We start from the raw sequence: 9,733 nt of genomic DNA on the forward strand, positions 1-9,733 counted from the left end.
AAACTTGACACTTAGACGCTTGCTGTAATATAAAAAGGAAAATCGGGGCGGACCAATCCGCTTCACCATCATCCGGGAGGAACACCTATGAAAAGCTCGCTGGTCGCGGGGTTGAGCCACACCTGCCGCTGGGACGTCGATGAGGGGCGCACCATCAGCTTCCTTGGCGACGATGTGCGGGTCTACAACACCCCCGCCCTGATCTATGACATGGAAGTCACCTGCCGCGAGCTGTTGCTGCAGCATTCGGACGAGGGCGAGGATTCCGTCGGCGCCCGGGTCGAGGTCGATCACATGGCCCCCACCCTGATGGGCCAGTGGGTGGAAATCACGGTGACGGTGGAAGAGGTCAAGGGGCCGTCGGTCACCTTCTCCTTCACCGCCAAGGACTCGCTGGACAATATCGGCAAGGGCGTACACAAGCGCTTCGTGGTCGGTCTGGAGCAGACCAAGGGTCGCCTGCTGGCCAAGGCCGAGAAGGTCAAGGCGGCGAAATGAGCCCGCCCCCGGCCAAGGCTGGCGGGGTGGTGGAACGGGTTCCGACCTACTGTTATCAGTGCGTGGCCGGGCCCGACCTCATGACCGTCAAGGTGGTGGATGGCATCGCCACCGAGGTGGAGCCCAACCATAAGGCCAAGGGGGTTCATCCCGCCGAGGGCAAGGTCTGCGTCAAAGCGTTCGGGCTGATTCAGAAGGCCTATTCGCCGCACCGCATCCTGACGCCCATGAAGCGGACCAACCCGAGGAAGGGCAAGGACCAGGACCCCGGCTTCGTCCCCATTTCGTGGGACGAGGCCATGACCATCGTCGCCGACAAGCTGAATGCCATCCGCGCCGAGGGCCTGCTGGACGAGGCGGGCTATCCCAAGGTGGCGGCATCGTTCGGCGGGGCGGGCACGCCGACCCAGTATATGGGCTCGCTGACCGCCTTCCTGTCGGCCTGGGGCCCCATCGATTTCGGCTTCGGCTCGGGCCAGGGCGTCAAGTGCTACCACTCGGAGCACCTCTACGGCGAGTTCTGGCATCGCGGCTATGTCATCACGCCCGATACGCCGCGCACCAACTACATCATTTCCTGCGGCAATAATTCCGAGGCCTCGGCCGGGGTCTGCGGCGTCTACCGCCATGCCGAGGCGCGCGGACGCGGCATGAAGAAGGTACAGGTGGAACCGCATCTGTCGGTCACCGGCGCCTGCGCCTCGGAATGGCTGCCCATCAAGCCCAAGACCGACGCCGCCTTCCTGTTCGCCCTGCTCAATGTCATGGTGTTCGAGAGCCCGCGCGACCGGCTCGACCTGCCGTTCCTGCGCGATCGCACCTCCAGTCCCTATCTGGTGGGACCGCACGGCTTCTATCTGCGCGATCCCGCCACCGGCAAACCGTTGCTGTGGGACGAGGCCAGCGGCCAAGCCGTTCCCCACGACACTCCCGGCGCGGTGCCCGCCCTGGAGGGCCGCTTTCCCGTCGCGAGCGCCTTCGAGCTGGGCGCCGACGAGGAACGCTGGGACCAGACCGGGGTGGAAGGCGTCACCGCCTTCACCAAATTCGCCGAGCACATGGCCCAATACACCGCCGACTGGGCGGAAAAGGTCTGTGACGTGCCCGCCGCCCGCATCCGCAAGGTGGCGCATGAATTCATCGCCGCCGCCTGCGTCGGCCAGACCATCGAGATCGAGGGCAAGACCATGCCCTATCGCCCGGTGGCGGTGACCCTGGGCAAGACCGTCAACAACGGCTGGGGCGGCGCCGAATGCTGCTGGGCCAGGACCATGCTGACGGTGCTGGTGGGGGCGCTGGAAGTGCCGGGCGGCACCATCGGCACCACCATCCGCATCAACCGGCCGGTGTCCAACCGGCTGGAAAGCTTCGAGGCCACTATCGACGGCTTCATGGACTATCCCTTCAACCCCACCGACCGCGAGACCTGGAAGGCCAAGCCCTCCATCCGCAACGCCTATTCCACCCTGGTGCCGCTGGTGGGTAATTCCTCGTGGAGCCCGGCCCTGGGGCCGACCCAGTTTTCCTACATGTTCCTGGACGAGCCCCAGGACAAGCTGCCCCGCGCCACCTTCCCGGAATTCCTGCTGGTCTACCGCACCAATCCGGTGATCTCGTTCTGGGACACCGACCGGGTGGCCAGCGTGGTGTCGCGCATGCCCTTCGTGGTCTGCTTCGCCGTCACCCGCGACGAGACCAATCACTTCGCCGATATCCTGCTGCCCGACCGCACCGACCTGGAAGGCCTGCAGCTGATCCGCATCGGCGGCACCAAGTTCCAGGAACAGTATTGGGACAGCCAGGGCTTCGCCCTGCGCCAACCCTCGGTCAAGGGCCGGGGCGACTCCCGCGACTTCACCGATATCGCCACCGATCTGGCGGCGCGTACCGGCCTGCTGGAGAAGTACAACGCCGCCATCAATCGCGGCTCCCACGGTGTAGCGCTGAAGGGTCCCAACTGGGACTTCTCGCTGCCGGTGGACAAGGCCCATAGCGCCGAGGAGATCTGGGACGCCTCGTGCCGGTCCGCCTCGGCCGAACTGACCGATGGCGCCGAGACCCATGGGCTGGACTGGTGGAAGACCAACGGCTTCCGCACCATCCCCTTCCCGGTGAGCAACTGGTTCCTGACCCCCGCCCTGGTGGAAAAGGGGCTGCGCTACGAACTGCCCTATCAGGAGCGCCTGACCCGCATCGGCCGCCAGTTGGCCAATCGCCTGAAGGAGGCCGGGATCACCTGGTGGGATCGCCAGCTGGAGGAATACCGGCCGCTGTTCGACTGGCACGACTTCCCCGGCATCTGGGAAAGCCATGTGGTCGAATGCGGGGCCAAGGTCGCCGACTTCCCGTTCTGGGTGGTCACGGCGCGGAGCATGCAATACGCCTGGGGCTCCAACATGCACATCCCGCTGATGCGCGAGGTCTCGGGCAATGTGAAGGGCCATGACGGCGTGGTGATGAACCCCGCCGCCGCCGCGAAACTGGGGGTCGAGGAGGGTGACCGTATCGAGGTTTCCTCCCCCATCGGCAAAAGCGTCCAGGGCCGCGTCGTGCTCAGCCAGGGCATCCGCCCCGACACCTTGCTGATGTTGTCGCAGTTCGACCACTGGGCGACGCCGGTGGCCAAGGATTTCGACGTGCCCAGCATGAACAAGCTGACCGCCATGTCCATGACCCTGACCGACGCCACCGGCTCGGCCGCCGACCTGACCCGGGTGGCGGTGCGCAAGGTGGCAGGGAGGACGTCATGACCAAATGGGCCATGACCGCCGATCTGGGCCGCTGCGTCGGCTGCCAGACCTGCACCACCGCCTGCCGCCACGCCAACAACACGCCGCCGGGCGTGCAGTACCGCAAGGTGCTGGACATGGAGATCGGCGAATTCCCCGATGTGCGCCGGGTCTTTGTGCCGGTGGGCTGCATGCATTGCGACGAGCCGCCGTGCCGCGATGTCTGTCCCACCACCGCCACCACCAAGCGGGCCGATGGCATGGTGATGATCGACTACGACATCTGCATCGGCTGCGGCTATTGCATCCTCGCCTGTCCCTATCAGGCCCGCTACAAGGTCACCAAGCCGACCTTCGCTTTCAAGGACCAGGCCACGGCCAACGAGACCAAGCGTTACGATGAACGCTTGCTCGGCGTCGCGCAGAAGTGCACCTTCTGCGTCGACCGTGTCGATTCCGGGCTGGCCCAGGGGCTGAAGCCCGGAATCGATCCCGAGGCTACCCCCGCCTGCGTCAATGCCTGCCTTGCCAAGGCGCTGACCTTCGGCGATCTGGACGACCCCGACAGCAATGTCAGTACGCTGCTGAACAAGAACAAGTCGTTTCGGATGCACGAGGAACTCGGAACCGGTCCCAACATTCATTATTTGTGGGAGACCGAGGAGTGAGCGAGGATTTTGAAGGCCAGCCGCAGATGCGGCATCTTGGTTTGTCCCCTTGGCTCCAGACCGCCTGGGATTTGCGCGCGGCGGGCAATTTCATCGGCGGCGGCACCGGCACCGGGCTGCTGATCCTGGTGTCCGCCGGGGCCTATTACGGCATCCAGAGCAAGCTGTTGCTGGTCGCCGGTCTTGCGCTGGTCGGTCTGGGCCTGTTCTCGGTCTTCCTGGAAATCGGTCGCCCGCTTCGCGCCATGAACGTGCTGTTCGGCGGCAAGCGCAGCTGGATGACCCGTGAAGCCATCACCGCCGGTATCCTGTTCCCCCTGGGCGCCGCCGCCCTGGTCTTTCCCGAACTGGTGAAGATCGTCTGGGCTCCGGCGGCCGGATATCTCTACTGCCAGGCCCGTATCCTGGAAGCCACCAAGGGCATTCCCACCTGGCGCTCGCCGCTGATCCTGCCCTTGATCCTGGTCACCGGCTTGGTGGAAGGGGCGGGCGCCTTGCTGCTGCTGGCGCCGCTGGCCTTCGAGACCGGCGCCGCCCCGGAATGGGTGGGGGGCGTGCTGATGGCGGCCCTTGCCGGGCGCATCTTCGTGTGGATGTTCTATCGCCGCAAAATGGTAGATGGCGGCGCTCCGGTGGCGGCGGCGGCGGTGCTGATCGCCTTTTCCGGTCCCTTCACCCTGGGCGGCAATGTCATGCCCATCGTCATGATGATCGGCGCCGGCTTGCAGCCCGACATCGCGGTGGCGGCGCTGCCCGCCGCCGGGCTGGCCGCCATGATCGGCGGTTGGGCCATGAAGATCACCATCGTGACCAAGGCGGCCCATAACCAGGGCTTTTCCATCGAACATGCCCCGGCGCGGGGATCGGGCGAGCCCGGCCCCGGCTTCAAGCCGGGCTGGCGCAAGACGAAGAAGGACTGAACGACCTGGGATAAACCGGGCGTAGGGAGGAGGGTTCAGGAATGGGGAGTGCGACATCTCCGGCCGCTGACGGCTGGGCGATCCTGTGTGCCGCCGCCGCCGAGGGCAAGGCGCCCGACGCGGCACGCTTGCGGGCGGCGCTGGGGCTGGGCGGCACGGCCGGGGCGGGCGCGGTGGAATTGCGCTTCGCCCTGGCGAATACCCGTGAATTCGGCGTGGTGATCAGCGCCGGGGTGGGCGGCGTCGAGGCCGAACTGGCCCGGGGCAATTTCCGCCGCGACCGCGCCGAGGTCCATGCCTCGGTGGCGCTGGCCGATGCCGGGGGCTTCCTGGCCCAATTCAGCCGCACCTTCGCCTATCAGAGTCTGGCGGCCAAGGCCCGCCGGGCCGGGCACGCTGCCCCCGATGCCGCCCTGCTGGCCTGTTTCGAGCGGCTGATCGCCCTGGGGCGGCTGGTGGCCGAGCGGGAACTGGCGCCCGGCGTCACCCTGGAGCGCCTGACCCTTGATCTGGCGGCGGCGGAGAGCCTGGGCGGCGGCGAGGTCGCCTGCTCCTACCGCGCGCCGACGCCCCGGCGACTGGCCCGGCCCATCGCCAAGATCGACAAGCTGATTCATCCCTCGCGCATCGGTATCGTCGGCGTCTCGGCCAGTGGCATGAATTTCGGCCGCATCATCCTGAAGAATCTGATGGGCAGCGGCTATGCCAAGGAAAAGCTGCTGGTGATCCGCCCCGAGGAGACCGAGATCGACGGGGTGCGCTGCGTCCCCAGCTTGAAGGATTTGGACGGCAAGCTCGACCTTTTGATCGTCGCGGTGCCATCGGGCGCGGTCTATGACCTGGTGGACGAGATCATCGCCACCGACGCCGTCGAGTCGGTGATGCTGATCCCCGGCGGATTGGGCGAGACCAAGACCAGCGTCGAACCGGCCGCCGCCCTGGCGGCGCGCATCAACGCCGCCCACGGCAATCCCGGTGGCGGGCCGGTGTTCCTGGGGGCCAATTGCCTCGGCGTGGTCTCCCATGCGGGCGGCTATGATTCCTGGTTCATTCCGCTGGAACGCCTGCCCAAGCCGAAAAAGAAGCCGCAACGCAACTCGGTGATGCTGTCGCAAAGCGGCGCCTTCATGATCACCCGGCTGTCGCGCAATCCCTGGCTCGATCCGGCCTATATGCTGGCGCTGGGCAACCAGACCGACCTGACCCACGGCGACATGCTGAGCTATTTCGCCGAACGGCCCGAGATCGAGACCATCGGCGTCTATGTGGAGGGCTTCAAGGACGGCGACGGCCTCGACTTCGCCCGTGCGGTGCGCCGCGCCGTCACCCTGGGCAAGCAGGTGGTGGTCTACAAATCGGGCAAGACTCCGGCGGGGCAGGCCGGGGTGATGGGCCATACCGCTTCCATCGCGGGCGAGCTCGACCTGTTCGAATCGGTGGTGCGCCAGGCGGGCGCCATGGTGGCCGAGGACCTGGACGCCTTCGACGACCTGTTCTACATGGCGGGCGCCCTGCACCACAAGGCGATCACCGGCAACCGGCTGGGCGGCATCTCGGGCGCCGGGTTCGAGGCGGTGGGCATGGCCGATTCCACCGTCACCGAGACTTTTGCCCTGGAGATGGGGGAGCTGACCGAAGCCACCGTCGCCAAGGTCAAGGACATCCTGGTGGCCAAGAAGCTGGACGCCCTGGTGGAGGTCCGCAACTCCATCGACATCAATCCCGGTGCCGACGACGAGTGCCATCTCCAGATCGTCGAGGCCTTCGCCCAGGATCCCCATATCGACGCGGTAGTGGTGGGCATGGACCCCACGGCGCCATCGGTGATGGCGCTGGAGGAAAGCAAGCTGCGCCCCGGCATCGACATCAACAACCCCAAGAGCAGCGTGCATCTGATGCCGCCGTTGGTGGAGCGCACGCCCAAGCCCATTATCGGCGTCATCGACGGCGGCCCGCTCTACGACGCCATGGCGGCGCGGCTGATGGACCAGGGCGTGTGCATCTTCCGCAATTGCGCCCGCGCGGTCCGCGCCCTGGCCCGCTATACCGAGGCGCGGCTGGCGGCCGAGGCCATCCGGACCAGGACATAGGTTTTAATTTTCCCGGTTGCGTCCAGGCCGCTTCGCCGTCACCATCCCGGCCCTGTCAGGTCGAGGGGGGAGAGGGACAATGGCGGCGGACTTCATGTATGCGCCCGAGGTGGAACGGCTGGAGCGCTCGGCGTTGCGTCGGCTGCAACTGGAGCGCCTGCGTGTAACCCTGGCCCATGCCTATGCCCATATCCCCCATTACCGCCGCAGCTTCGACGCGGCGGGGGTGGCGCCCGACCAGATCCGCCATCTGGAGGACCTGGCCCGCTTCCCCTTCATGGTCAAGACCGACCTGCGCGACAACTACCCCTTCGGCCTGTTCGCGGTGCCGCGTGAACAGGTGGTCCGCATCCATGCCAGTTCGGGCACCACCGGCAAGCCCACCGTGGTGGGCTATACCGAGGCCGATCTGGATGTCTGGGCCGATCTGATGGCGCGCTCCCTGGTGGGCTTCGGCGCGCGGCCGGGCGACGTGGTGCACAACGCCTATGGCTATGGCCTGTTCACCGGCGGGTTGGGCTTCCATTACGGCGCCGAGCGGCTGAAATGCTCGGTGGTGCCCATGTCGGGCGGCAATACCGAAAAGCAGATCACCCTGATCCGCGATTTCGGGGCAAGGGTGCTGGCGGCGACGCCGTCCTATGCGCTCAACATCGCCGAGGTGGCGGCCCAGACCGGGCAGGACCTGGCGGATTCGCCCCTGGCCATCGGCGTGTTCGGCGCCGAGCCGTGGAGCGAGACCATGCGGGCCGAACTGGACCGGCGACTCGGCATCAGCGCCCACGACACCTATGGCCTGTCCGAGATCATGGGGCCGGGCGTGGCGGCGGAATGCGAGCATCGTTGCGGCCTGCACGGCTGGGAGGACCATTTCCTGTTCGAGGTGGTGGATTCCGACACCCTGGAGCCGCTGCCCATGGGCGAACAGGGCGAACTGGTCATCACCACCTTGACCAAGCAGGCGCTGCCCATGGTGCGCTACCGCACCCGCGACATCACCCGGCTGACCGACGAGGTCTGCGCCTGCGGCCGCACCCATCTGCGCATCCAGCGGGTGACCGGTCGCAACGACGACATGATGATCATCCGGGGCGTCAACGTCTATCCCAGCCAGATCGAGGCGGTGCTGGTGGGCTTCCCCGGCGTGGCGCCCCAGTACCAACTGACCCTGACCCGCCAGGGCTCGCTGGACCATCTGACGGTGGAGACCGAATCCTCGGCGCCCGAGCGCGAGGAGAACCGCGTCCATCTCGCCCAGCAGCTTCGCCACCACATCAAGTCGCTGATCGGCGTCACCTGCGAGGTCATCGTGCGCCTGCCCGGCGAACTGCCGCGCTCCCAGGGCAAGGCGGTCAGGGTCCGCGACCTCCGCCATCAGGCGGAGTAGGGGGGATGGGACTGGTGCCGGTTGCAGGGCTCGAACCCGCGACCCCCTGATTACAAATCAGGTGCTCTACCATCTGAGCTAAACCGGCGCGGGGGCAAAGTTAGCCGCCCCGACGCAGTTCGTAAAGCGCCACGGCGCAGGCATTGGAGACGTTCAGGCTCTCCACCGCCTCGGTCATGGGCAGGCGCACCAGATGATCGCAATGCTCGCGGGTCAGGCGGCGCAGGCCTTCGCCTTCGGCCCCCAGGGCCATGACCACCTTGCCGGACAGCGCCGCTTCGGCCAGGGTCTTCGGCCCATCGGCGTCCAGTCCGGCGATCCAGAATCCCGCCTGCTTCAACTCCTCCAGGGCGCGTACCACATTGGTGACGCGGACCAGCGGCATCCGCTCCAGCGCGCCCGAGGCCGCCTTGGCCAGCGCCCCGGTCTCCTCCGGGGCATGGCGGTCGGGCACCACCACGGCCAGAGCGCCGAAGGCGGCGGCGGAGCGCAGGATGGCGCCCACATTGTGGGGATCGGTGACCTGATCCAGCACCACCACCACGGCGGCAGCACGTTCAGAGGCCAGGCGGCCCACATCCTCGATGCCCAGGGACTCCAGCGGCTCCACCAGCACGGCGATCCCCTGATGCACAGACCCGGCGGGCAGCAGGCGGTCGATCTCGGCGCGCTCGGCCGGTTCCAGGGCCAGGGGCAGGCGGCGGCCCTCCAGCCCCTTGGCGGCCTCCGCCGTGGCCAGGATGCGCCTGATCCGGCGATCGGGATTGCCCAGGGCGGCCAGGGCGGCATGGGTGCCGTAGATCCAGTAGGAGGCGCCGCCGCCGCCACCACCACCACGTGGCCCCGGCCCACGATGATCTGGGCCGCGCTGGTCTGGGCCGCGCCTGGGAGTACGGGGGTCGGTTCGGCTGTCACGCTTCTTCATGGGGGCTCCTTGTGCTGGGATGGGTTTAGCCCTCTCTTTTCGGATTGACAAGCTCCGCCAAATTCCCATAAGTACAGCCCTCCCGTCGCCACGGCCGATGGTCGGATGACGGTGTGGAGGGGTGGCCGAGCGGTTAATGGCAGCAGACTGTAAATCTGCCGACGAAAGTCTACGGAGGTTCGAATCCCCCCCCCTCCACCATCATCCCCCCTTTTCGGGGCGGGGTGGCGGAAGAACGATTTCTTCTTAAGGTGAGCGCCAGGCGGTGCGACCGTGCGGGACGATCTGGCGGGTGTAGCTCAATGGTAGAGCAACAGCCTTCCAAGCTGATGACGGGGGTTCGATTCCCCTCACCCGCTCCAAATCTCCCGCCCGTCGTGACCCCCGGAAGCATGGCATGAACCAAGGCGGCAGCCGCCGCGATCAGACGGGTTGAAAAATGGCTAAGGCTAAATTCGAGCGCAACAAGCCGCACTGCAACGTCGGGACCATTGGTCACGTTGACCACGGCAAGAC

Annotated in this window: 7 protein-coding genes and 3 tRNA genes; 8 read left to right on the top strand and 2 right to left on the bottom strand. The window is 66.6% G+C overall.

Features of this window, described 5'->3' with window-relative positions; all coding sequences use genetic code 11:
• Positions 1-87: 87 nt before the first annotated feature.
• The 6 genes from A6A04_RS17135 (at position 88) to A6A04_RS17160 (ending at position 8,292) form a co-directional block, all read left to right on the top strand.
• Positions 88-498: a thioesterase family protein gene (locus tag A6A04_RS17135; RefSeq protein WP_068495051.1), complete on the top strand. Its 411-nt coding sequence runs from the start codon at positions 88-90 to the stop codon at positions 496-498.
• On the top strand, positions 495-3,248 hold the full coding sequence (locus tag A6A04_RS17140) for a molybdopterin-dependent oxidoreductase (RefSeq protein WP_068495054.1): 2,754 nt from the start codon (positions 495-497) through the stop codon (positions 3,246-3,248). Before A6A04_RS17135 ends, A6A04_RS17140 begins: the two co-directional genes overlap by 4 nt.
• Complete coding sequence (locus tag A6A04_RS17145; RefSeq protein WP_068495056.1) at positions 3,245-3,895, top strand: 4Fe-4S dicluster domain-containing protein; 651 nt, start codon at positions 3,245-3,247, stop codon at positions 3,893-3,895. Before A6A04_RS17140 ends, A6A04_RS17145 begins: the two co-directional genes overlap by 4 nt.
• Entirely contained in the window at positions 3,892-4,815 is a 924-nt protein-coding gene (locus A6A04_RS17150) for a DmsC/YnfH family molybdoenzyme membrane anchor subunit (RefSeq protein ID WP_082915009.1), read from the top strand. The genes A6A04_RS17145 and A6A04_RS17150 overlap by 4 nt, the downstream gene beginning before the upstream one ends.
• Before the next feature lie 41 nt (positions 4,816-4,856).
• Positions 4,857-6,905: a CoA-binding protein gene (locus tag A6A04_RS17155; protein WP_068495058.1), complete on the top strand. Its 2,049-nt coding sequence runs from the start codon at positions 4,857-4,859 to the stop codon at positions 6,903-6,905.
• A 79-nt stretch (positions 6,906-6,984) separates the two neighbouring features.
• A complete protein-coding gene (locus A6A04_RS17160) occupies positions 6,985-8,292 on the top strand; it encodes a phenylacetate--CoA ligase family protein (protein ID WP_068495059.1) in 1,308 nt (435 codons plus the stop codon).
• A 12-nt stretch (positions 8,293-8,304) separates the two neighbouring features.
• Here the strand turns inward: A6A04_RS17160 and A6A04_RS17165 are convergent.
• Positions 8,305-8,380: transfer RNA gene (locus A6A04_RS17165), tRNA-Thr, on the bottom strand.
• A gap of 12 nt (positions 8,381-8,392) precedes the next feature.
• Positions 8,393-9,217: a 23S rRNA (guanosine(2251)-2'-O)-methyltransferase RlmB gene (rlmB, locus tag A6A04_RS17170; protein ID WP_068495061.1), complete on the bottom strand. Its 825-nt coding sequence runs from the start codon at positions 9,215-9,217 to the stop codon at positions 8,393-8,395.
• Between the two features lie 115 nt (positions 9,218-9,332).
• Here rlmB and A6A04_RS17175 point away from each other — a divergent pair.
• Together A6A04_RS17175 and A6A04_RS17180 are read left to right on the top strand one after the other, a co-directional pair.
• Positions 9,333-9,418: transfer RNA gene (locus A6A04_RS17175), tRNA-Tyr, on the top strand.
• An 87-nt stretch (positions 9,419-9,505) separates the two neighbouring features.
• Positions 9,506-9,579: transfer RNA gene (locus A6A04_RS17180), tRNA-Gly, on the top strand.
• Positions 9,580-9,733: the final 154 nt, after the last annotated feature.

It is taken from the genome of Paramagnetospirillum marisnigri (assembly GCF_001650715.1).
Classification (GTDB): Bacteria; Pseudomonadota; Alphaproteobacteria; order Rhodospirillales; family Magnetospirillaceae; genus Phaeospirillum; species Phaeospirillum marisnigri.

Excerpts from the sequence above, each read along its gene's own strand:
- A6A04_RS17155 (WP_068495058.1), top strand. The coding sequence starts at position 4,857 with ATGGGGAGTGCGACATCTCCGGCCGCTGACGGCTGGGCGATCCTGTGT.
- A6A04_RS17160 (WP_068495059.1), top strand. The coding sequence starts at position 6,985 with ATGGCGGCGGACTTCATGTATGCGCCCGAGGTGGAACGGCTGGAGCGC.
- A6A04_RS17135 (WP_068495051.1), top strand. The coding sequence starts at position 88 with ATGAAAAGCTCGCTGGTCGCGGGGTTGAGCCACACCTGCCGCTGGGAC.
- A6A04_RS17145 (WP_068495056.1), top strand. The coding sequence starts at position 3,245 with ATGACCAAATGGGCCATGACCGCCGATCTGGGCCGCTGCGTCGGCTGC.
- A6A04_RS17140 (WP_068495054.1), top strand. The coding sequence starts at position 495 with ATGAGCCCGCCCCCGGCCAAGGCTGGCGGGGTGGTGGAACGGGTTCCG.
- rlmB (WP_068495061.1), bottom strand. The coding sequence starts at position 9,217 with ATGAAGAAGCGTGACAGCCGAACCGACCCCCGTACTCCCAGGCGCGGC.